The organism is Martelella sp. AD-3 (assembly GCF_001578105.1).
GTDB lineage: Bacteria > Pseudomonadota > Alphaproteobacteria > Rhizobiales > Rhizobiaceae > Martelella.
Genome location: NZ_CP014275.1, coordinates 2,154,298 through 2,176,093, shown reverse-complemented (window position 1 = coordinate 2,176,093; position 21,796 = coordinate 2,154,298). Strand labels below are relative to the sequence as shown.

The 21,796-nt window shown below is 62.2% G+C and carries 24 protein-coding genes; 20 read left to right on the top strand and 4 right to left on the bottom strand.

Annotated features, from left to right (window positions below):
• Positions 1 to 13 precede the first annotated feature (13 nt).
• Together mazG and AZF01_RS10095 are read right to left on the bottom strand one after the other, a co-directional pair.
• Positions 14 to 847, bottom strand: coding sequence for a nucleoside triphosphate pyrophosphohydrolase (gene mazG / locus AZF01_RS10100; RefSeq protein WP_024709593.1), 834 nt, complete (start codon positions 845 to 847; stop codon positions 14 to 16).
• A 26-nt stretch (positions 848 to 873) separates the two neighbouring features.
• Positions 874 to 1,461, bottom strand: coding sequence for a nucleoside deaminase (locus AZF01_RS10095; RefSeq protein WP_024709594.1), 588 nt, complete (start codon positions 1,459 to 1,461; stop codon positions 874 to 876).
• Positions 1,462 to 1,679: 218 nt separating this feature from the next.
• On the opposite strand from AZF01_RS10095, the gene cysG reads away from it, so the two are divergent.
• The 17 genes from cysG (at position 1,680) to AZF01_RS10010 (ending at position 16,309) form a co-directional block, all read left to right on the top strand.
• Positions 1,680 to 3,131, top strand: coding sequence for a siroheme synthase CysG (gene cysG, locus AZF01_RS10090; protein ID WP_024709595.1), 1,452 nt, complete (start codon positions 1,680 to 1,682; stop codon positions 3,129 to 3,131).
• The gene (locus AZF01_RS10085; protein ID WP_024709596.1) at positions 3,121 to 3,438 is read left to right on the top strand and encodes a DUF2849 domain-containing protein; all 318 of its coding nucleotides are present in this window, start codon (positions 3,121 to 3,123) and stop codon (positions 3,436 to 3,438) included. The genes cysG and AZF01_RS10085 overlap by 11 nt, the downstream gene beginning before the upstream one ends.
• A gap of 1 nt (position 3,439) precedes the next feature.
• Positions 3,440 to 5,095, top strand: coding sequence for a nitrite/sulfite reductase (locus tag AZF01_RS10080; RefSeq protein ID WP_024709597.1), 1,656 nt, complete (start codon positions 3,440 to 3,442; stop codon positions 5,093 to 5,095).
• Positions 5,096 to 5,105: 10 nt separating this feature from the next.
• On the top strand, positions 5,106 to 5,609 hold the full coding sequence (locus AZF01_RS10075; protein WP_024709598.1) for a DUF934 domain-containing protein: 504 nt from the start codon (positions 5,106 to 5,108) through the stop codon (positions 5,607 to 5,609).
• A 146-nt stretch (positions 5,610 to 5,755) separates the two neighbouring features.
• Positions 5,756 to 6,568 (top strand): ferredoxin--NADP reductase, encoded by an 813-nt coding sequence (locus AZF01_RS10070; RefSeq protein WP_024709599.1) that lies wholly within the window; start codon positions 5,756 to 5,758, stop codon positions 6,566 to 6,568.
• 154 nt (positions 6,569 to 6,722) lie between these two features.
• Entirely contained in the window at positions 6,723 to 7,043 is a 321-nt protein-coding gene (locus tag AZF01_RS10065; protein WP_024710177.1) for a septum formation initiator family protein, read from the top strand.
• Positions 7,044 to 7,189: 146 nt separating this feature from the next.
• A complete protein-coding gene (gene pdhA, locus AZF01_RS10060) occupies positions 7,190 to 8,212 on the top strand; it encodes a pyruvate dehydrogenase (acetyl-transferring) E1 component subunit alpha (protein ID WP_152534654.1) in 1,023 nt (340 codons plus the stop codon).
• Between the two features lie 17 nt (positions 8,213 to 8,229).
• Complete coding sequence (locus AZF01_RS10055; protein ID WP_024710179.1) at positions 8,230 to 9,618, top strand: pyruvate dehydrogenase complex E1 component subunit beta; 1,389 nt, start codon at positions 8,230 to 8,232, stop codon at positions 9,616 to 9,618.
• 14 nt (positions 9,619 to 9,632) lie between these two features.
• Entirely contained in the window at positions 9,633 to 9,935 is a 303-nt protein-coding gene (locus AZF01_RS10050) for a hypothetical protein (protein WP_152534655.1), read from the top strand.
• On the top strand, positions 9,935 to 11,317 hold the full coding sequence (locus tag AZF01_RS10045) for a pyruvate dehydrogenase complex dihydrolipoamide acetyltransferase (protein WP_024710181.1): 1,383 nt from the start codon (positions 9,935 to 9,937) through the stop codon (positions 11,315 to 11,317). The genes AZF01_RS10050 and AZF01_RS10045 overlap by 1 nt, the downstream gene beginning before the upstream one ends.
• Before the next feature lie 26 nt (positions 11,318 to 11,343).
• The gene (locus tag AZF01_RS10040; protein WP_024710182.1) at positions 11,344 to 11,982 is read left to right on the top strand and encodes an SGNH/GDSL hydrolase family protein; all 639 of its coding nucleotides are present in this window, start codon (positions 11,344 to 11,346) and stop codon (positions 11,980 to 11,982) included.
• 88 nt (positions 11,983 to 12,070) lie between these two features.
• Positions 12,071 to 12,307: a YdcH family protein gene (locus AZF01_RS10035; protein WP_024710183.1), complete on the top strand. Its 237-nt coding sequence runs from the start codon at positions 12,071 to 12,073 to the stop codon at positions 12,305 to 12,307.
• A 66-nt stretch (positions 12,308 to 12,373) separates the two neighbouring features.
• On the top strand, positions 12,374 to 13,819 hold the full coding sequence (gene lpdA, locus AZF01_RS10030; protein ID WP_024710184.1) for a dihydrolipoyl dehydrogenase: 1,446 nt from the start codon (positions 12,374 to 12,376) through the stop codon (positions 13,817 to 13,819).
• A gap of 71 nt (positions 13,820 to 13,890) precedes the next feature.
• Entirely contained in the window at positions 13,891 to 14,142 is a 252-nt protein-coding gene (locus AZF01_RS10025; RefSeq protein ID WP_024710185.1) for a GlsB/YeaQ/YmgE family stress response membrane protein, read from the top strand.
• Positions 14,143 to 14,202: 60 nt separating this feature from the next.
• The gene (lipA, locus tag AZF01_RS10020) at positions 14,203 to 15,177 is read left to right on the top strand and encodes a lipoyl synthase (RefSeq protein WP_024710186.1); all 975 of its coding nucleotides are present in this window, start codon (positions 14,203 to 14,205) and stop codon (positions 15,175 to 15,177) included.
• A 112-nt stretch (positions 15,178 to 15,289) separates the two neighbouring features.
• Entirely contained in the window at positions 15,290 to 15,853 is a 564-nt protein-coding gene (locus tag AZF01_RS10015; protein ID WP_024710187.1) for a hypothetical protein, read from the top strand.
• A 9-nt stretch (positions 15,854 to 15,862) separates the two neighbouring features.
• Positions 15,863 to 16,309 (top strand): type II toxin-antitoxin system RatA family toxin, encoded by a 447-nt coding sequence (locus tag AZF01_RS10010; protein ID WP_024710188.1) that lies wholly within the window; start codon positions 15,863 to 15,865, stop codon positions 16,307 to 16,309.
• On the opposite strand, the gene AZF01_RS10005 is transcribed toward AZF01_RS10010, so the two are convergent.
• Positions 16,300 to 16,794, bottom strand: coding sequence for a CinA family protein (locus tag AZF01_RS10005; RefSeq protein WP_024710189.1), 495 nt, complete (start codon positions 16,792 to 16,794; stop codon positions 16,300 to 16,302). The two genes, AZF01_RS10010 and AZF01_RS10005, sit on opposite strands and share 10 nt — an antisense overlap.
• Positions 16,791 to 18,002, bottom strand: a complete 1,212-nt coding sequence (locus tag AZF01_RS10000; protein ID WP_061449668.1) for a bifunctional 2-C-methyl-D-erythritol 4-phosphate cytidylyltransferase/2-C-methyl-D-erythritol 2,4-cyclodiphosphate synthase — start codon at positions 18,000 to 18,002, stop codon at positions 16,791 to 16,793. The genes AZF01_RS10005 and AZF01_RS10000 overlap by 4 nt, the downstream gene beginning before the upstream one ends.
• A gap of 146 nt (positions 18,003 to 18,148) precedes the next feature.
• Here AZF01_RS10000 and dusB point away from each other — a divergent pair, with 146 nt between their 5' ends.
• From dusB to ntrC, 3 genes are read left to right on the top strand one after another with little or no spacing between them, the layout of a single operon-like run.
• On the top strand, positions 18,149 to 19,165 hold the full coding sequence (gene dusB, locus AZF01_RS09995; RefSeq protein WP_024706878.1) for a tRNA dihydrouridine synthase DusB: 1,017 nt from the start codon (positions 18,149 to 18,151) through the stop codon (positions 19,163 to 19,165).
• Complete coding sequence (locus AZF01_RS09990) at positions 19,162 to 20,304, top strand: nitrogen regulation protein NR(II) (RefSeq protein ID WP_024706879.1); 1,143 nt, start codon at positions 19,162 to 19,164, stop codon at positions 20,302 to 20,304. Before dusB ends, AZF01_RS09990 begins: the two co-directional genes overlap by 4 nt.
• A complete protein-coding gene (gene ntrC, locus AZF01_RS09985; RefSeq protein ID WP_024706880.1) occupies positions 20,301 to 21,755 on the top strand; it encodes a nitrogen regulation protein NR(I) in 1,455 nt (484 codons plus the stop codon). The genes AZF01_RS09990 and ntrC overlap by 4 nt, the downstream gene beginning before the upstream one ends.
• The last annotated feature ends 41 nt before the right edge of the window (positions 21,756 to 21,796 follow it).

The window sequence follows — 21,796 nt, the reverse complement described above, 5'->3', positions numbered from 1 at the left end:
TTCGGGTTTGAACCTATTTCAGCCTGCGCTCGATCGCCTTGGCATCCTGCCAGAGCGCTTCCATGCGCTCCAGCGTGGCGGCGTCTAGGCTTTCACCGTTCTCCTCAAGAGAGCGCTCTATGTAATTGAAGCGACGACGGAACTTCGTGTTGGTGCCGCGCAGCGCCTGTTCGGGGTCCGTCTTCGTATGGCGACCGAGATTGACGGCGGCGAAGATGAGATCGCCGAGTTCGTCAGCGATCTTTGCCTGATCGCCACTGGTCAATGCCTGGCGCAACTCGCCGATTTCCTCCTCGAACTTGTCGAGGATCGGTTCGGGTTCCGACCAGTCGAAACCGACGCGGGCGGCCTGTTCCTGCAGCTTCAGCGCCTCCGTCAGCGCCGGGAAGCTGCGCTGGACATTGCCGAGATGCCCTACCTTGAAATCTTCGGTAACGCCGGCCTTCGCGCGTCTCGCCGCACGGTCGGCCTTTTCCTGCCGTTTGATTTCATCCCACTGGATCTTCACCGCCTCGGGCGTATCGGCGTCGTTGCGGGCAAAGACATGCGGGTGGCGGCGGATCATCTTGGCGGTCACCGCATGCACGACGTCTCCGAAGGAAAACAGGCCGTCCTCCTCGGCCATGCGGGCGTGGTACACGACCTGCAGCAGGAGATCGCCGAGCTCGTCGCAAAGATCGTCGAAATCCTTCCGCTCGATCGCGTCGGCCACCTCGTAGGCCTCCTCGATCGTGTACGGCTTGATCGTCTCGAAATCCTGCTTGATGTCCCAGGGGCAGCCGGTATCGGGATCACGAAGGGCTGCCATTATGTCGATAAGGCGGGCGATGTCGCGGGAAGGCTCCAATGGAATGCTCCGTTGCGTCGGAAATATCAGTCAAGCGGGATGTTGGCCTCGCCCTTATGCGATTGGTAGGTCTCGGACGCAAGCGCATAGCTCGCCTTGATTCTCTCGACCCGGGCCAGGAAACGGCTGCTCTCCGGTTCTTCCGCAGCATTGGCCATGTCCACGATCGAACGCGCTTCAAAGAAGGCATTGTGCCGCCGGTAGCCGCCAGGCTCGAGCCCGTAGAGTTCCTTCATGATCTTCAGGTCGTGGGGAATGCCGAAGCTGTCGCGCGAATCCTCGTGGCTGAAGAAGTAGAAATAGTTGTCGAACCCGGCCCAGGTGATCGCCGACATGCACATGGTGCAGGGCTCATGGGTGGAGAGGAACAGAAGCTCCTTCGTGTCGGGTTTCACCGGCAATTCGTAAAACTGCTTCAGCGTGTGCACCTCGCCGTGCCAGAGGGGGTTCGCCGTCTCGTCATTGGTGCCGGCGATGACGAGGGAGAGATCGGATTTCCGCAAAATGGCGGCGCCGAAAACCTTGTTGCCGGCTTCGACCCCCTTTGAAGTGAGGGGCAGGATGTCTTGTTCGATGACGTTCAGCAGGCGTTCGGTCAAAAGCGCATCGTTCATGCATGTTCCCCTTGCTCGCAGGCTCTTTTGCGCCGTCAGTTAAGGGGGCAATCATCGCGTGCGCAAGGGATGAGATGCCTGCGAAGGCCAAATTTGCTGTGCCGATGCCGGAATTGAGGAATGAAATGTTCTCCGGCGCATCGTCGCGCATTTTCGTTTCTTCAAGCGCGGGCCAACGCAGTTCATCATTCCGTCATCAATGGAAGGACTGCTCGAAGATGGTCGCAAGGGAAGAATTGCTGTCGGCGTTTCCGGCATTTTTCAGGGTTGAGGGCCGCAAGGTCGCAATTTTCGGCTCCGGTGCGGAGGCTTACGCCAAGGCGCGGCTGATGGCGAAGACGAGCGCCGAGATTGCCGCCTATGGCGAAAACCCGGACGAGGACTACCGCGCCTTTCTGGTCGCGCATGGCGCGCGCCTGGTCGAAGCGCCGTTTGCCGCAGAGCAGCTTGACGGCGCGGTGCTTGCCTTCGCGGCGACCGGCGAGCCGGAGCAGGATCACCTGATCGCCGACTGCGCCCGTGCGCTTTCCGTTCCGGTCAATGCCGTCGACCAGAAGGAAGACTGCGATTTCTATACGCCGGCGCTTGTTGCCCGCCCGCCGGTCGCAATCGCCATCGGCACGGAGGGGGCAGGGCCGGTGCTGGCGCAGATGATCCGCGCCCGGATCGACACGATGCTGCCGCGTTCGCTCGGGCCGCTGGCGCGCCTTGCCGCCAATCTGCGCGACAAGGTGGATGCCAGCATACCGCGCGGGGCCGCGCGACGGGCCTTTTGGTCACGCTTTTTCAACGGCTCGGTGGCGAACGCCGTCGAAAAGGGACGTCTTCTCGAAGCCGAATGCCTGGCCGACGAGATCATCTCCGACGGGTCTACCGTTTCAGGCCATGTCGCGCTCGTCGGCGCCGGGCCGGGCGCCGAGGACCTTCTGACGATCCGCGCCCACAGGCTCTTGATGGAAGCGGACGTGATTGCCTTTGATGCGCTGGTGCCGCAGGCCGTAGTCGATATGGGCCGCCGCGACGCGGAGCGCATCTCCGTCGGCAAGCGCAAGAACTGCCATTCCAAGTCGCAGAATGAAATCAATGACCTGTTGGTGAAACTTGCCAAGGAAGGCAAGCGCGTCGTGCGGCTGAAATCCGGCGATCCGCTGATTTTCGGCCGGGCCGGCGAGGAGATGGCCGCGCTCAGGGCCGCAGGGGTCTCCTACGAAGTGGTGCCGGGCATCACCTCCGCCTCGGCCGCCGCCGCGGATTTCGGCCTGCCGATGACGCTCAGGGGCGTTGCCTCCACACTGGTTTTTACGACCGGCCACGACCTTAATGGCGACACCTTGCCGGACTGGGCCGCGCTTGCGGTCCGGGGTGCCACCATTGCCGTCTATATGGGCCGTTCCGTTGCCGCCAAGCTCGGCGCCCGGCTGCAGGAAGCGGGCGTTCCCGCCGACACCACGATCGCCGTCGTCGAGAATGCCAGCCGCAAGAACCGCCGGCTGTTCCACGGCGTCCTTTCCGAACTGCCGCTGCTTGAAACGCGCGAGGACCTGACCGGCCCGGTCATGGTGATCATCGGCGACGCTGTTGCCGGCGCCAGTCTTGAGGAGTCGAGCGCTCTCGCGCTCAACAACAATCTTGTCCAAGAGAAATTCACGGGAGCCGTCCATGTCCGCTAAGGTTCTGACCGCAAACCGCCTGACCGATGGCCTTGCCGTCTGGCTAGACGCCAGCGGAAGCTGGACGCGCGATCTTCAGCGCGCCCTCGTCGCGCGCCACGACGCGGCGGTTGCAAGCCTCGAGGAGATCGGCAAGCGCGACTTTTCCGGCAATCTAATCGTTGACGTGGCCGTGATCGACGTCGACGAGCGAGCCGATGGCCGGATCCGGCCGCTCAGGCTGCGCGAGCGCATTCGCGCCGAGGGGCCCACGATTCCCTACGCAGCGGGCTATGCGCCCGCCAAACCCGAACATGTGGAGGCGTGACATGTATCGTTATGACGAATTCGACCATGATTTTGTCCGGGAACGCGTCGCGCAGTTTACCGATCAGGTGGAACGCCGCCTCTCGGGCGAAATCACCGAGGACCAGTTCAAGCCGCTGAGGCTGATGAACGGCGTCTACCTCCAGCTCCACGCCTATATGCTGCGGATCGCCGTGCCCTATGGCACGATGAACGGCCGGCAGATGCGCACGCTCGCCCATATCGCGCGCAAATATGACCGGGGCTACGGCCACTTCACCACGCGTCAGAACATCCAGTTCAACTGGCCGAAGCTGGAGGACATTCCGGCAATCCTGAGCGATCTCGCCGAAGTCGAGATGCACGCGATCCAGACGTCCGGCAATTGCATCCGCAATGTCACGGCCGATCATTTCTCCGGCGCTGCGGCCGACGAGGTTGCCGATCCGCGCCCCTATGCGGAAATCCTCAGGCAATGGTCGTCGCTGCATCCGGAATTTTCATTCCTGCCGCGCAAGTTCAAAATCGCCGTGACGGGCGCCGAGCGCGACCGCGCCGCAATCCAGGTCCACGACATCGGCCTGCACCTGAAGAAGAACGAGGCCGGCGAACTCGGCTTTGCCGTCTATGTCGGCGGCGGACAGGGCCGCACGCCGATGATTGCCAAGAAGGTGCGCGATTTCCTGCCGGAGGCCGATCTTCTGGCCTATGCGACGGCAATTCTGCGCGTCTACAATCTCAACGGCCGGCGTGACAACAAGTACAAGGCGCGAATCAAGATCCTGGTCCACGAGACCGGCCTTGAGGAACTGAAGACGGATATCGAGCGCGAGTTCGAGGCGTTGAGGGACGGCGAACTGACGCTCCCAGAGGGCGACATTGAAGCTATCCGTCGCTATTTCGCGCTTCCCGATCTTCCCGCCCGCGAGCGCGACCGTTTCGATACCGCCGACAGCGGCTATCTCGACTGGCTGACCCGCAACACCGCCGACCACAAGCGCGACGACTATGCCATGGTCACCATTTCGCTGAAACCGATCGGCGGCATCCCGGGGGATGCGACGGATGCGCAGATGGAAGCCGTCGCCGATATCGCCGAGCGCTTTGCCTTTGACGAAATCCGGGTCAGCCATGAGCAGAACCTCGTTCTGCCGCATGTCGCACGGGCCGATCTTCAGGCCGTCTATGCGGCGCTGAAGGAGGCCGGCCTTGAAACGGGCAATGCCGGGCTGATCACCGATATCATCGCCTGTCCCGGGCTCGACTATTGCGCGCTTGCCAATGCGCGCTCCATTCCGGTGGCCCAGCAGCTTTCGGAGCGTTTCGGCGATCCGGCGCGCCAGGCGGAGATCGGCGAGCTGAAAATCAAGATCTCCGGCTGCATCAATGCCTGCGGCCATCACCATGTCGGCCATATCGGCCTTCTGGGCGTGGAGAAGAAGGGCGCGGAACTCTACCAGATCACGCTCGGCGGCTCGGCGGATGAGAACACCTCGATCGGCGAAATCGTCGGACGCGGCTTCGAGCCGGAAAAGGTGACCGACGCTGTGGAGACCATTGTCGACACCTATCTGCACCTGCGCAGGGATCGCTCCGAGACCTTCATTGAAGCCTATCGCCGGCTCGGCGCGCAGCCCTTCAAGGATGCGCTCTATCCCGAAAAAGCCAGGGCCGCCTGAGGAGAGAACAGTGACAGTGATCTGGAGAGAGACCGGTTTCGTCGAACACGATCCCTGGGTGATCGAGACCGAGGAACGCAGGGCAGGCGAGGGCGAACGCCGACTCATCCCCCTTGCCGAGATGCTCGAAAACGGATTTCAGGGCAATGAAGGGGCCGGGGTGGTCCTCGGGCCGTCTGACGATCCGCTGAAACTCGAGCCCTTGCTCGACCGTATCGAGATCATCGCCCTGACGTTTCCGTCCTTCAGCGACGGTCGGGCCTTTTCGCAGGCAACGCTGCTGCGCGAGCGGCTCGGCTATCGCGGAGAACTGCGCGCCGTCGGCGATGTGCTGATCGACCCGCTCGTGCTGATGCTGCGATGCGGGTTCGACAGCTTCGCGCTCGACAACCCGACCGCGGTCGGCCGCGTGCGGGAAGGCCGGCTTCCCGCCGTCAATCTGTATTACCAGCCCGCCGCCCGCCGGTCCGCAGCGCCGGGCGGCTACAAATGGCGTCGCGTGGCTAAAACATGACCGACCGCTGCAGGTTTTTTTGAGGCATCCGCCTTTGCAATCTTTCGCCGAGGGTATTATCTGAGCGCGTAGACAGTCGCGAATGCGCGGAATTTTGATTGCGCCGGTCCCATTCCGGCGTGCAGCAGACAGGACGAGACGTCGACATGAATGTGCAAGCCACGACCGAGGAATTTGCCGCGACACTGCCCGCCGGCGTATATGGCGAGAAGGTGCTGAGCGTTCAGCACTACACGGACCGGCTGTTCCGCTTCACCATGACGCGGCCCGACGGCTTCCGCTTCCGCTCTGGCGAATTCGCGATGATCGGGCTGATGGTCGACGGCAAGCCGATCTACCGCGCCTATTCGATCGCGAGCCCTTCCTGGGCCGAGGAACTGGAATTCTTCTCGATCAAGGTTCCCGGCGGGCCGCTGACCCAGCATCTGCAGAATATCCGGGAAGGCGACATCGTGCTGATGCGCAAGAAGCCGACCGGAACGCTGGTGCTCGACGCCCTGACGCCGGCGAAGCGCCTCTACATGTTTTCCACGGGCACCGGGATCGCGCCCTTCGCCAGCCTGATCCGCGAGCCGGAAACCTACGAAAAATTCGATGAGGTGATCCTGACCCACACCTGCCGGGAGGTGGCCGAACTGCAATATGGCTTCGATCTCGTCAGCGAAATTCGCAATGACGAACTCCTGAGCGAGATCGTCGGCGACAAGCTGACGCATTATGCCAGCGTGACGCGCGAGCCCTTCGAGCGCACCGGCCGGATCACCGACCTGATCTCCAGTGGCAAGCTTTTCGCTGATCTCGGCCTGCCGCCGCTGAATCCGGAAACCGATCGCGGCATGATCTGCGGTTCGGCGGAGATGCTGAAGGACACCAAGGCGCTTCTGGAGGCGGCCGGCATGGACGAGGGCGCCAACAACAAGCCGTCCGAATTCGTCATCGAACGGGCCTTCGTCGGCTGAGCGCCCGTCGCCGCAAAGTCCGCGGAAGCCCGCCCTGATCGCGCTTCCTCGCAAATTGTCGCGCCCGCCATGAAAATGGCGGGCGCTTTAGTCTTGGTTAAGGTTGACGGGCTACAGTCAGGATCAGTGTACTGCGTAAATTCCGGACAGCCTCATGTGGACCCGCCATCACAAACCACGGTTTTACGGCCGACTCATCGTCCCGGCGATCACGGCCTGCTTCATGAGCTATTTCGTCTACCACTCCATCCATGGTGATTACGGCCTGATCGCCGCCGAGCGTTTCGAGGCCCACAAGGCGCTCAATGAGCGCAAGCTGGAGCGGCTCGTGAGCGAGCGCCAGGCGATGGAGGAACGCGTCCGCATGCTTTCCGACGGCTCGTTGATGAAGGATGCGCTGGACGAGCAGGCGCGCTACGCGCTCAACCTGCTGAAGCCGGACGAAATCGTGATTTTCGAGCGAAATCTCAAATAAACCGAATTCCGATTAATTTATACTTTATTGAGTTATCTCAATAATTTAACTTATGATTTATGGCGGTAAATCTAGCATTGCCGTGCCGCACAAAACGCCCTATTGTGTCGCCCAAATCCACGTCTTTCCTTCAGAAGGAGGTTTTGATGGCGTCCCAAGCGTCCGGCTCACGGAAATCATCCAAAAAAGAAGAAAGCGGCAAGATCGTCGATTTCGATCGCGATCAGGAACTGCACGCCTATCGCGAAATGCTCATGATCCGCCGCTTTGAAGAAAAGGCCGGTCAGCTTTACGGCATGGGTTATATCGGCGGTTTCTGTCACCTCTATATCGGCCAGGAAGCCGTCGTCGTCGGCGTGCAGATGGCGCTGAACGACGGTGACCAGATCATCACCAGCTACCGCGACCACGGCCACATGCTGGCCACCGGCATGGAGTCGCGCGGCGTGATGGCCGAACTCACCGGCCGCCGCTCCGGCTATTCCAAGGGCAAGGGCGGTTCGATGCACATGTTCTCCAAGGAGAAGGCCTTCTACGGCGGCCACGGCATCGTCGGCGCGCAGGTTCCCCTCGGCACGGGCCTGGCCTTCGCCAACAGGTACCGCGAGGACAACAAGGTCACGGTCGTCTATTACGGCGACGGCGCGGCAAACCAGGGCCAGGTCTACGAAAGCTTCAACATGGCGCAGCTGTGGAAGCTCCCGGTCGTTTATGTCGTGGAGAACAATCGCTATGCGATGGGCACGTCCGTCGCCCGTTCCTCGGCCGAGACCGACTTCTCCAAGCGCGGCGCCTCCTTCGGTATTCCCGGCAAGCAGGTCGACGGCATGGATGTGCGCGCGGTGATGGCCGCGGCGGAAGAAGCCGAAGCCCACGCGCGCTCCGGCAAGGGGCCGATCATCCTCGAAATGATGACCTATCGTTATCGCGGCCACTCGATGTCTGACCCGGCGAAATACCGCACCAAGGACGAAGTGCAGAAGATGCGCTCCGAACACGACCCGATCGAACAGGTCAAGAAGCGTCTGATCGAGAAGAAGTGGGCCACCGAGGATGAGCTGAAGGCCATCGACAAGGATGTGCGCTCGGTCATCTCCGATGCCGCCGATTTCGCCCAGACCGATCCGGAGCCGGATGTTTCCGAGCTCTACACCGACATCCTGCGCTAAGACCGGGAGGGATATAAATGCCTACCAATATTCTCATGCCGGCGCTCTCCCCGACAATGGAAGAGGGCAACCTCACCAAATGGCTCAAGAAGGAAGGCGACAGCGTCGCTGCCGGCGACATTCTCGCTGAAATCGAGACCGACAAGGCGACGATGGAAGTCGAGGCCGTCGACGAGGGCACGATCGGCAAGATCCTGATTTCCGAAGGCACCGAGGGCGTCAAGGTCAACACGCCGATCGCCGTTCTTCTCGAGGAAGGCGAAAGCGCCGACGATATCGACGAGGCCGCGACCAAGGCTCCCGAAGAAACGAAGGCTCCTGAAGTCGCCCAGGAAGAAAAGCCGCAGGCCTCTCCCGACGCCGTTCCCGCCGAGCCGAAGGCCGCCGAGGCCGCTTCCGATCCGGATATTCCGGAAGGCACGGAAATGGTGATGACCACGGTGCGCGAAGCGCTGCGTGACGCCATGGCGGAAGAAATGCGCGCCGACGGCGATGTCTTCGTCATGGGCGAGGAAGTCGCCGAATATCAGGGCGCCTACAAGATCACGCAGGGCCTGCTGCAGGAATTCGGCGCCAAGCGCGTCGTCGACACGCCGATCACCGAGCACGGTTTTGCCGGCGTCGGCATCGGTGCTGCACTTGCCGGGCTGAAGCCGATCGTCGAGTTCATGACCTTCAACTTCGCCATGCAGGCGATGGACCAGATCATTAACTCCGCCGCCAAGACCCACTACATGTCCGGCGGCCAGATGGAGAGTTCCATCGTGTTCCGCGGTCCGAACGGCGCCGCGGCGCGTGTTGCAGCGCAGCATTCGCAGTGCTACGCGGCATGGTACAGCCACATTCCGGGCCTCAAGGTGGTCATGCCCTATACAGCGGCCGACGCGAAAGGCCTGCTGAAAGCGGCTATCCGCGATCCGAACCCTGTCATCTTCCTCGAAAACGAGATCCTCTACGGCCACAAGTTCGAAGTGCCGAAACTGGATGATTTCGTCCTGCCGATCGGCAAGGCGCGCATCCACAAGACGGGCAAGGACGCGACCCTCGTCTCCTTCGGCATCGGCATGACCTATGCGGTCGAAGCCGCCGAAAAGCTCGCCGAAGAGGGCATCGACGTCGAGGTGATAGATCTTCGCACCATCCGTCCGATGGACCTGCCGACGGTTGTCGAATCGGTCAAGAAGACCGGCCGTCTGGTCACCGTCGAGGAAGGCTTCCCGCAGTCCTCCGTCGGAACCGAGATCGCGACCCGCGTCATGCAGCAGGCCTTCGACTATCTCGATGCGCCGATCATGACGATCGCGGGCAAGGACGTTCCCATGCCCTACGCCGCGAACCTCGAAAAGCTCGCCCTGCCGAACGTCGGTGAAGTCATCGATGCGGTCAAGGCCGTCTGCTACAAGTAAGGGGGGCGATGGTTGTGTCGATGAAAGAAATTCGTGGCCTGTCCTGGTGGCTATTCTGGCGGTTTACGCTTTCGTCCTTGGTCGGGGGCTATGCCGCCAGCTGGGTGGGCGGTTTCGTGGTTGGCTTTGCGATGGCGCTGTTTGGCTTCAATCAGGATCAGATCGTAACCGTCACGACTGCTTTGGGCTGGGTAATCGGGCTGCTTTTTTCCTTTGTTTGCCTGAATTTCTTTCTTGCGCGCGCCGTTGGTCGCTCATTTGGCGGAAAAACACTCAATTTGAGCGGTTCTGATCAAACCGCTATCGGAGGTATGTGATGCCGATCAAGATTACGATGCCGGCGCTTTCCCCGACCATGGAGGAGGGCAACCTCTCCAAATGGCTGGTGAAGGAAGGCGACAGCGTTTCGGCCGGTGATGTGATCGCCGAGATCGAAACCGACAAGGCGACGATGGAAGTCGAAGCCGTCGATGAGGGCACGGTCGCCAAGATCGTGGTGCCTGAGGGTACCCAGGGCGTTCAGGTCAATGCGCTGATCGCGATCCTTGCCGAAGAAGGAGAAGACGCGGCCGAAGCCGCCAAGGCGACGGGCGGCGGCGATGCCGCGCCGGCCGCCAAGGAAGAGCCCAAGCTGGAAGCCAAGGCCGAGGCGCCGAAGGAAGAGAAGACCGGGGACGCTGTCGCCAAGGGCGGCATCCCGTCTTCCGACACCCCGGTTCCCGAACCCGAGGCCCCGGCGGCGCCGAAGGCCGACGGCGAGCGCATCTTCGCCTCGCCGCTCGCCCGTCGTCTGGCCAAGGAAGAGGGGCTCGACCTTGCAGCCCTTTCCGGCTCCGGCCCGCACGGCCGTATCGTCAAGCGCGATATCGAAAAGGCCGTGAGCGAGGGTGTCGGCAAGGCCGCGCCGAAGGCGGAAGCGCCCGCTGGCGAGAAGGCCGCCGCCGCACCGATCCCGCAGGCCCAGTCGGAAGACGCCATCCTCAAACTGTTCGAGGAAGGCTCCTACGAACTCGTGCCGCATGACGGAATGCGCAAGACGATCGCCAAGCGCCTGCAGGAAAGCAAGCAACACATCCCGCATTTCTATGTGACGGTGGATTGCGAACTGGACGCGCTGCTGGCGCTCCGCAGCCAGCTCAACAAGGCAGCACCCGTCAAGGACGACAAGCCGGTCTACAAGCTCTCGGTCAACGACATGGTGATCAAGGCCATGGCTCTGGCGCTGCGCGATGTTCCGGAAGCCAATGTCTCCTGGACGGAGAGCAACATGGTCGTGCACAAGCATGTGGACGTCGGCGTTGCCGTTTCCATTCCGGGCGGACTGATCACGCCGATCATCCGCAAGGCCGAGGAAAAGCCGCTGTCCGTCATCTCCAACGAGATGAAGGACATGGGCAAGCGCGCCAGGGAGAAGAAGCTGAAGCCGGCCGAATATCAGGGCGGCACCACGGCGGTCTCCAACATGGGCATGATGGGCGTCAAGGACTTCGCGGCCGTCGTCAACCCGCCGCATGCCTCGATCCTCGCGGTCGGCGCGGGCGAAAAGCGGGCCGTGGTCAAGAACGACGAGATCACCATCGCGACGATGATGTCTGTGACCCTTTCGACCGACCATCGCTGCGTTGACGGCGCTCTGGCGGCCCGGGTCCTGGCCTCGTTCAAGGGCTATATCGAAAACCCGATGTCGATGCTGGTCTGACAGGTCTTGTACAGGGATGATGCGCCATGAAAACAGTCCTGTGCTACGGTGATTCCCTGACCTTCGGGCATGATCCGGCCGGAAACGGCCGGCATGCCCATGAGGACCGGTGGCCGATGGTGCTGCAGAAGGCTCTGGGCGAGGGCGTTCACGTCCTCTGCGAAGCGCTCGGCGGCCGCACCACGGCCTATGACGATCACGGTGCGGCGGCCGACCGCAACGGCGTGCGTGTTCTGCCGACGCTTCTCGCCAGCCATACGCCGCTCGATCTCGTCATCATCATGCTTGGCACCAATGACCTGAAGCCCTGGACGGGCGGCGGCGCGTTCGGCGCGCGCAGCGGCCTCAAGCGGCTGATCGAGATCGTCCGTTCGCATCCCTATTCCTTCGGAGATGATGCCCCGGACATTCTCGTGGTCTCGCCGCCGCATGCGGTGCCCACGGCGAACGATACCGGCATGGGATTTCTGCAGGGTGTTGTCGAGCAATCGCAGATGCTCTCGACCTATTACAGCGAAATCGCCGATGACCTGGGCTGCGGCTTTTACGATGCGGCCTCGGTCGCCAGGGCAAGCCCGATCGACGGCGTTCATCTGGATGCGGAAAACACAAGGGCGATCGGCCGGGGTCTGGAGCCGATGGTGCGCATGATGCTCGGTCTGTGATCGACATCGGATTTGACAGGAATCAAGGAGCAAGACCCGGCAAAGCTTAGCGTTGGATATCGTCTTCAATCACAGGAGGAACTGTCCAATGTCGAATACCCCGCACGAACTGGCCGATGAATTCCCGGATCTGGTCGACAGGATGCACGCTTTGAAAGTCGAGGATCCGCGCTTTGCCAGGCTGCTTGACGAATATCACGAGGTAAACCGCGCGGTTCATCGCGCGGAAACGAAGATCGAACCGACCGACGACACGCATATGGAAGTGATGCGCAAGCGCCGAATGGTTCTGAAAGATGAAATATACGGGATGCTGAGCGCGTAAGAGACGCGGCATCCCCCTCAATCGGGCCGGGCAGCCGCCCGGCTCCTCGCAAAGGAGATGAGCCCCGTGTCCCAGAACTATGATGTCATTGTCATCGGCGCCGGCCCTGGCGGCTATATCGCAGCAATCCGCGCGGCACAGCTTGGTCTCAAGACGGCCGTGGTCGAGCGCGAGCACATGGCCGGCATCTGCTCCAACTGGGGCTGCATTCCCACCAAGGCGCTGCTGCGCTCCGCCGAGATTCTCGACTTCACCGCCCATGCGAAGGAATACGGTCTCACCGTCGACGGTTCGGTCAAGGCTGATCTTGAAGCCATCGTCAAGCGCTCGCGCGGCATCGCCGAGCGGATGAATGCCGGCGTCGGCTTCCTGATGAAGAAGAACAAGGTCGACATCATCTGGGGTGAGGCAACGCTGTCGAAGCCCGGCGAGGTGACCGTTTCAGAGGTCAAGAAGAAGATTGTCGAGCCGCAGGCGCCGAAGCCGAAGAATGCGCTCGGCGCCGGCGCGTATTCGGCCAAGCATATCATCGTCGCCACCGGCGCTCGTCCGCGCGCGCTGCCGGGCATCGAGCCCGACGGCAAGCTGATCTGGACCTATTTCGACGCGCTGAAGCCTGCGAAGCTGCCGAAGTCGCTGCTGGTCATGGGGTCCGGCGCGATCGGCATCGAATTCGCCTCCTTCTACCGCTCGCTTGGCGTCGAGGTGACGGTGGTCGAAGTGATGAAGCAGGTCATGCCGGTCGAGGATGCCGAGATCGCCAAATTCGCCCAGAAGCGGCTCGAAAAGCGCGGCATCAAGATCATGCTGGAAGCCAAGGTTTCCAAGGTCGAGAAGGGCAACGACGACATTACAGCCCATGTCGAAACCAAGGACGGCGAGGTGGAGAAGATTACCGCCGACCGCATGATCTCGGCCGTCGGCGTCCAGGGCAATATCGAGAATATCGGGCTGGAAAAGCTCGGCATCAAGACCGATCGCGGCTGCATCGTGATCGACGATTACTGCAAGACCAATGTTGACGGCATCTATGCCATCGGCGACGTCGCCGGCCCGCCGATGCTGGCCCACAAGGCCGAGCATGAAGCGGTGATCTGCGTCGAAAAGCTGGCGGGCGAAAAGAACGTCCATCCGCTCGACAAGCTGAAGGTTCCCGGCTGCACCTATTGTAACCCGCAGGTTGCCTCTGTGGGCTTGACCGAGGCGAAGGCCAAGGAAGCCGGTTACGACGTCCGCGTCGGCCGCTACAGCTTCGTCGCCAATGGCAAGGCGGTTGCGCTCGGCGAGGACCAGGGCATGGTCAAGACGGTGTTCGACAAGAAGACCGGCGAACTTCTGGGCGCCCATATGGTCGGCGCTGAAGTGACCGAGCTGATCGAAGGCTTTGTCGTCGCCATGAATCTCGAGACCACCGAGGAAGAGCTGATGCACACCATCTTCCCGCACCCGACGCTGTCTGAAATGATGAAGGAAAGCGTGCTGGACGCTTATGGGCGTGCACTGAACGCTTGATTCCTTTATGGTGGCCGGGCAGGCCCGAAGGAGGCCTGCCTCAACACTGAAGAGAGAAGGGAGCGCATTTCATGGAAGAACAGGGTGTAGGCTGGATCGCCGCCATCGTCATCGGCGGCATCGCTGGCTGGCTTGCCGAGAAATTCATGAAGTCCGAGATGGGCGTCGTCATGAACATCATTCTCGGCATCGTCGGGGCCATTGTCGCGAACGCCATTCTTGGCCTGTTCGGCATTGCCCTCGGCGGCTGGCTCGGCTACCTCATCGCCGGCTTCATCGGCGCGGTGATCCTGATCTGGGTCGGGCGCCTGATAAAGCGCTGACAAGAGTTTGCATGAGAAGCCGTCCGGGCCTCCGGGCTCGGCGGCACGCAAGGATAGGCAATGGTTACGCTTCTCGATACGACAGGCAATGCCCCCAAAAGGGTCCGTCATCCGGAAAAGGCGCACAGGCCGGATACGGAAGTGATGCGCAAGCCGGACTGGATCCGGGTGAAGGCGCCGACCTCGAAGGGCTATCAGGAAACCCGCGGCATCGTGAAGGAGAACAAGCTCGTCACGGTCTGCGAGGAAGCCGGCTGTCCCAATGTCGGGGAGTGCTGGGACAAGAAGCACGCCTCCTTCATGATCATGGGCGAGATCTGCACGCGCGCCTGCGCGTTCTGCAACGTCTCCACGGGCCGTCCCGGCGCGCTCGATCCGGATGAGCCGGAGAACATCGGCAAGGCCGTCAGCCAGATGGGCCTGAGCCATGTCGTCATCACCTCCGTCGACCGCGATGATCTCGCCGACGGCGGTGCGGAGCATTTCGAAAAGGTGATCCTGGCCATCCGCGCGGCATCGCCCTCGACCACGATCGAGGTGCTGACGCCGGACTTTCTGCGCAAGCCCGGCGCGCTGGAGCGCGTTGTCGCCGCCCGTCCGGACGTCTTCAACCACAATCTGGAAACCGTGCCGTCGAACTACCTCACGGTTCGCCCCGGCGCGCGTTATTTCCATTCCATCCGCCTTCTTCAGCGGGTTAAAGAGCTTGACCCGAACATGTTCACCAAATCCGGCATCATGGTCGGGCTCGGCGAGGAGCGGAACGAGATACTGCAGCTGATGGACGATCTGAGGACGGCGGATGTCGATTTCCTCACCATCGGGCAATACCTCCAGCCGACCCGCAAGCACCATCGCGTGGTCAGTTTCGTGACGCCGGAAGAGTTCAAGTCCTACGAGACGGTCGCCTATACAAAGGGCTTCCTGATGGTCTCTTCCAGCCCGCTGACGCGCTCCTCCCACCACGCCGGCGAAGACTTCGCGCGGTTGCGGGAAAACCGGGCGAAGAAGCTGGCGCAGCTGGCCGCGGAATAGAGCAGGGGCCCGGCCCCTCTGCCGCCGGCGTCCGCCTTAACCCTAACATGATCAAGGGCTTGCCTGAGTTGCAGGCGGGTTGTATACCCCTTTTCCTTTGTTGGGGGAGTTCATGAGACAGATCGCCGTCAGGGAAGCCGCCGTGCTTTTGCACACGGCGCGGCGCATCATGGTGATCGGCTGTTCGGGAAGCGGCAAGTCGACGCTTTCGCGCCGGGTCTGCGCCCGGTTCGATCTGCCCTACGTCTCCATGGATCGCGATGTCTTCTGGCTGCCCGGCTGGGTGATGCGGGAGCGGTCCGATATCGTCGCCAGGGTCGCGGCGTACGCCGATGGCGACGATTGGGTGTTTGACGGCAACAATACCGAGACGATGCCGCTGCGCCTCAGGCGTGCCGACCTTGTGCTCTGGCTTGCGCCGCCGCGGCTGGTCAGTCTTTTCGGGGCGATGAAGCGCATAGCCGGTTCCTATGGCGAGGTCAGGGTCGATATGGCTCCGGGGTGCCCCGAGCGGATTGACTTCGCCTTTCTGCGCTATATCTGGAATTTCAACAGGCTGACCGCACCGAAAATGGAGCGCGTGATCGACTTGAACGGAGCGGGCGTGCCGGTCTGCGTGTTGAAATCCCACCGCGCGGTGAACGAATTGCTTGCGCTTTCGGGCGCGGGCCATTAGCTGAAAACCATGCCCGAATTCAAGACTACACGACATGTCCACCATTCCGCAGACCGGATGTTCGCTCTCGTTGCCGATGTCGAGCGCTATCCTGAATTCCTGCCGCTGTGCGAGGCGCTGTCGGTGCGCTCGTCGCGGGAAAAGGACGGCAAGACGCTGCTGATCGCCGACATGACGGTGGGCTACAAGGGGATCCGCGAGAGCTTCACCACCCAGGTGCTGCTGAACAACGACGAACGCCGGATCGACGTCAGCTATGTGGACGGACCATTCCGCTTTCTCGACAATTGCTGGCATTTCCAGCCCGAGGGCGAGGATGCCTGCGCGGTCCAGTTCTACATCAATTACGAGTTCAAGAACCGCATCCTCGGCGCGATGATGGGCTCGATGTTCGACCGGGCCTTCCGCAAGTTCTCCGAGGCTTTCGAGGCCCGGGCCGACAAAATCTACGACTGAATAAGCCCCTCCAGCATGCCGAGCGCTGTCTGCACCGTGGCGATCCTTATGCCGTCGCGGCCGATGTCGCCATAGCGGCTTTCGATGTGATGCAGGTGGCCGCGACGATCGCGAGCGGCGAGATGGACGAGACCGACCGGCTTTTCGGCCGAACCGCCGCTCGGCCCGGCAATCCCGGTCACGGCAACGGCGAGATCGGCGCCGGAGCGCCAGAGCGCGCCGGTCGACATCTGCAGGGCGGTTTCGCGCGAGACCGCACCCGCGCGCGCCAGCGTGGTCGGACTGACGCCGAGCATGTCGATCTTCGCCTGGTTCGAATAGGTGACATAACCGCGATCAACCACGGCTGACGAGCCGGCAATATCGGTCAGCGCGCCGATGATCAGGCCGCCCGTGCAGCTTTCCGCCGTGGCAATCGTCTTGCCGGCCCTGGTGCAGCGCTCGATCAGGAGCCTGGCCCGTTCCTCGATATCCGCGTTGATCATCGCATGTTTCCGTAACTGACGCTTGCCGTCGCAATCGCGGCAATGCCTTCCTTGCGGCCGACAAAGCCAATGGTTTCATTGGTGGTGGCCTTGACCGAGCAGCGGCTTATGTCGATGCCCAGGCATTCGGCAATCGCGCGGCGCATGTCCAGGCGATGCGGACCGATCTTGGGCGCCTCGGCAATCAGGCTGACATCGGCATTGAGGACGCCGCCGCCGTGGCCGCGGACGATCTTCGCCGCGTGCGCCAGAAAGATGTTCGAGGCCGCGCCCTTCCATTGCGGATCGGAGGGGGGGAAATGGTCACCGATATCGCCTTCGCCGCAGGTGGCAAGCAGCGCGTCCGTCAGCGCGTGGAAGGCGACGTCAGCGTCCGAATGGCCCGAAAGCGTCATGTCATGGGGGATGCGCACGCCGCAGAGCGTCACCCCGTCGCCGGGCACCAGCCTGTGCACGTCATAGCCGTTTCCGGTGCGGATATCGGCAATCATATTGCGCGAAAGCTTCTCGTCGGCCATGGCGATATCCCTCCGGAAAGTCAGCTTCACATTGTCGGAAAGCCCGTCCACCAGGCGCACGTCCAGGCCTGCCCATTCGGCAATGCCGGCGTCATCGGTGAAATCGACCCGGCCCTCGTCGGCGGCCTTTCTGTGGGCGGCATAGATCGCGCCGAAATCAAAGGCCTGCGGGGTCTGGGCGGCGAAGAGCCCGGCGCGCGGCACGGTCCCGGCCACCATCTGACGGGCATCGGCCTGTTTCAGCGTATCGGCGACGGCGATGGCGGGCAGAACGGCGGTGTCGCCGGATTTGAGCGCAGCGCAGATGCGCTCTATCAGCGCGGCATCGAAGAACGGACGCACGGCGTCATGGATCAGCACATGGCTGGGGGTCTGCGGCTCGAGCGCCCTGAGACCGCACAGAACAGACTGCTGACGGGTTGCGCCGCCATGCACGAAGCGGATGTTCTCGGCCTTGAGCACATGCGACAGAGCGTCGCGGAAGAGCGCCTCGTCATCGGGATGAATGACCACGACAATGCCGGCGGTTGCCCCGCCCCATTCGGCAAAACCGGAAAGCGTGTGTGAAATCACGGGGCTACCGCCGATGGGGCGATATTGTTTCGGCCCCTCCTTCGACGTTCCGGCCCGTTCTCCGCGGCCCGCGGCGACCACGACAATGCCGGGATTGAAGCTTTTGCCTGCTGTCATGATCAGATATGTACCTGTGACTCGTTTCCGGTTGGCGCGAACTTACCCGGATTGCACCAATTTTCCAGCATATGCCTAAATTTTGTAAGTTGCCGGCGAAATCGCTTGGCAAAGAGTACCGACTTGTCTAAAAATAGGGCAATATGATGTGCTGCATGAAAGATAGCCATTTGTCCCATCCTGATCCATCGGATTCTTTCGCCATCGGCAATGTCGGGATCCGTAACCGCGTCATTCTGGCGCCGATGTCCGGCGTCACCGATCTGCCGTTCCGAAAGCTCGCCTTTCGCTTCGGCGCCGGCCTGGTCGTCACCGAGATGATCGCAAGTCGCGAACTGACGTTCAACACCGCCGAAAGCTGGGCGCGCCTGAAGGGGGCGGGGCTCAAGCCGCATGTCGTGCAGCTTGCCGGCCGCGATCCCGATTTCATGGCCGAGGCCGCGCGGATTGCCGAGGCGAATGGCGCCGACATCGTCGACATCAACATGGGCTGCCCGGCCAAGAAGGTCGTCGGCGGCTACACCGGCTCCGCGCTGATGCGCGAACCCGAACGCGCGCTTGCCATCATCGAGGCAACGGTCGCCGCCGTCAGCGTGCCGGTAACGGTGAAAATGCGGCTTGGCTGGGATCATGAGAGCATGAATGCACGCTATCTCGCCGCCCGCGCCGAAGAGGCCGGCGCAAGGGCGATCACCGTGCATGGTCGCACGCGCATGCAGTTCTACAAGGGCAGCGCCGACTGGGACGCGGTTGTCGCTGTCGCGGAGGTCGTCAAGGTGCCGTTCATCGCCAACGGCGATATCGAAAGTCGCGGCGATGTCGAATACCTCCTGACCCGTCCCGGCATCACCGCAGTCATGGTCGGGCGGGCCTGCCAGGGGCGGCCCTGGCACGCCGGGATCCTCGCCGGCGCCGGCGACCCGCCGCTAGCGATGAAGATCGAAACCGCGCTTGAACATTACCAGGACATGCTGTCGTTTTACGGAAAGGATGTGGGCGTGCGCCATGCGCGCAAGCATCTCGGCTGGTATCTCGACCGACTCGCCCCCGGTATCGACGGCGCCGAAAGAGCACATATCATGACAGAGACAAATCCCGATCGCGTCATCAGCCGGCTGACAGGTCTGCTGACGCGCACGGACGGAGAAAGGAACGCCGCATGACCACCGATGCTGGCGGCATGCGCAAGGCCGCGGAAATGGTCGCGCTCGAAGTGCTGAACGCGATCCAGAACCCCGTCGTTCTGATCGAGAAGAATGGTCGCATCTCCTATACCAACTGGGAGGCCGAAGTGTTTTTCGGAGCGAGCGCCGCGCATCTCGCGAAAAAGGCGCTCTCCGACTTCATTCCCTTCGACAGCCCGCTGCTCGCCCTGATTTCGCAGGTGCGCGAGCGCCGCGCGCCGGTCAATGAATATCGCGTCGACCTGTCCTCGCCGCGTCTCGGCCAGGACAAGCTGGTGGATATCTATGTCGCGCCGGTCGGTGAGGAGGGGTCCGTCGTTCTTGTCTTTCAGATCCGCTCCATGGCCGACAAGATCGACCGGCAGCTTGTGCACCGCGCCGCCGCCCGCTCGGTGACGGGACTTGCCTCCATGCTGGCGCACGAGATCAAGAATCCGCTTTCCGGCATTCGCGGGGCGGCGCAGCTCCTGGAAACCAATGCCAGCGACGAGGACCGCGCGCTGACGCGGCTGATCTGCGACGAATCCGACCGGATCGTCTCCCTCGTCGACCGCATGGAAGTGTTTTCCGACGAACGGCCCATCGACCGCGTGCCACTCAATATCCACTCGGTGCTCGACCATGTGAAGGCGCTTGCCAAGGCGGGCTTTGCCCGCAACATCAAGATCACCGAGGAATATGACCCGTCTCTGCCGCTGATCTTCGCCAATCGCGACCAGATGGTTCAGGTTTTCCTGAACCTGATCAAGAATGCATCGGAGGCCGTGGCCGACAAGCCGGACGGCGAGATCATCCTGACTTCGGCCTACCGGCCCGGCATCCGCATGTCGGTCGCGGGAACGCGGGAAAAGATATCCCTGCCGCTCGAGTTCTGCGTGCAGGACAATGGTCCGGGCGTCCCGCCCGATCTTATGCCGCATCTGTTCGATCCCTTCATCACCACAAAGCCGAACGGCACGGGGCTGGGCCTTGCCCTGGTTGCCAAGATCATCGGCGCCCATGGCGGGATCATCGAGTGCGAGAACATGAACGGCCGCACGACATTCAGGATCCTCATGCCGGTTTCCAAGGATGTCCTGCCCGCCGAGGCCGACCCGAAAACGGAAAAAGAACAATGACAGCAACGATCCTTGTCGCAGATGATGACGCAGCCATCCGCACCGTGCTGAACCAGGCGCTGAGCCGCGCCGGTTACGATGTCCGTATCACCTCCAATGCCGCGACCCTGTGGCGCTGGGTCTCGTCCGGCGAGGGCGACCTGGTGCTGACAGACGTGGTCATGCCGGACGAAAATGCCTTCGATCTCCTGCCGCGCATCAAGAAGTCGCGTCCGGAACTGCCGGTGATCGTCATGAGCGCGCAGAACACCTTCATGACGGCGGTGCGCGCCTCGGAAAAGGGCGCCTATGATTATTTGCCCAAGCCCTTCGACCTGACCGAACTGATCGCCATTGTCGGTCGGGCGCTGTCGGAACCGAAGCGCAAGCCGGCGCCGCTCGGCGACGACATGCAGGACGGCATGCCGCTTGTCGGCCGCTCCGCCGCCATGCAGGAGATCTATCGCGTCCTCGCCCGGCTGATGCAGACCGATCTGACCCTGATGATCACCGGTGAATCCGGAACCGGCAAGGAACTGGTGGCGCGCGCCCTGCACGATTACGGCAAGCGCCGCAACGGACCCTTCGTCGCCATCAACATGGCCGCAATTCCGCGCGACCTGATCGAGTCGGAACTCTTCGGCCATGAGAAGGGCGCCTTCACCGGGGCGCAGACCCGCTCTTCCGGCCGGTTCGAGCAGGCCGAGGGCGGCACGCTTTTCCTCGACGAGATCGGCGACATGCCGATGGACGCGCAGACGCGGCTGCTGCGGGTGCTGCAGCAGGGCGAGTACACCACGGTCGGCGGCCGCACGCCGATCCGCACGGATGTGCGCATCGTCGCCGCCACCAACAAGGATCTCAAGCAATCGATCCACCAGGGGCTTTTCCGCGAGGACCTCTATTATCGCCTCAACGTGGTGCCGTTGCGCCTGCCGCCGCTGCGCGAACGCGCCGAGGATATCGGCGATCTTGTCCGTCATTTCGTCAACGAGGGCGAGGTCGAGGGCCTTGGCGGCAAACGGTTCGAGCAGGCGGCGATCGATGCGATGAAGGCCTATCCCTGGCCGGGCAATGTGCGCGAGCTTGAAAATCTCGTGCGCCGGCTGATGGCGCTCTATCCCCAGGACGTCATCACCCGGGAGATCGTCGAGCAGGAGCTGCAGGCCGACCAGCCGGATGCCCCCGCCGAGGGCGCGCAGGTCAGAACCGGGATGCCGACCATTGCCCAGGCTGTCGAGGAAAACATGCGCAGCTATTTCGCGAGCTTCGGCGAGAGCCTGCCGCCGCCGGGGCTTTACGAGCGGGTGCTGAACGAGGTCGAATACCCGCTGATCCTCGCCGCACTGACGGCCACGCGCGGCAACCAGATCCGCGCGGCCGATCTTCTCGGCCTCAACCGAAACACCTTGCGCAAGAAAATCCGCGAACTCGGCGTCTCGGTCTACCGCAGCTCGCGCAGCTCGTCCTGACAATGCGGTGATGGCGGCCTTCCGGCCAGCTTTCCGTTGCA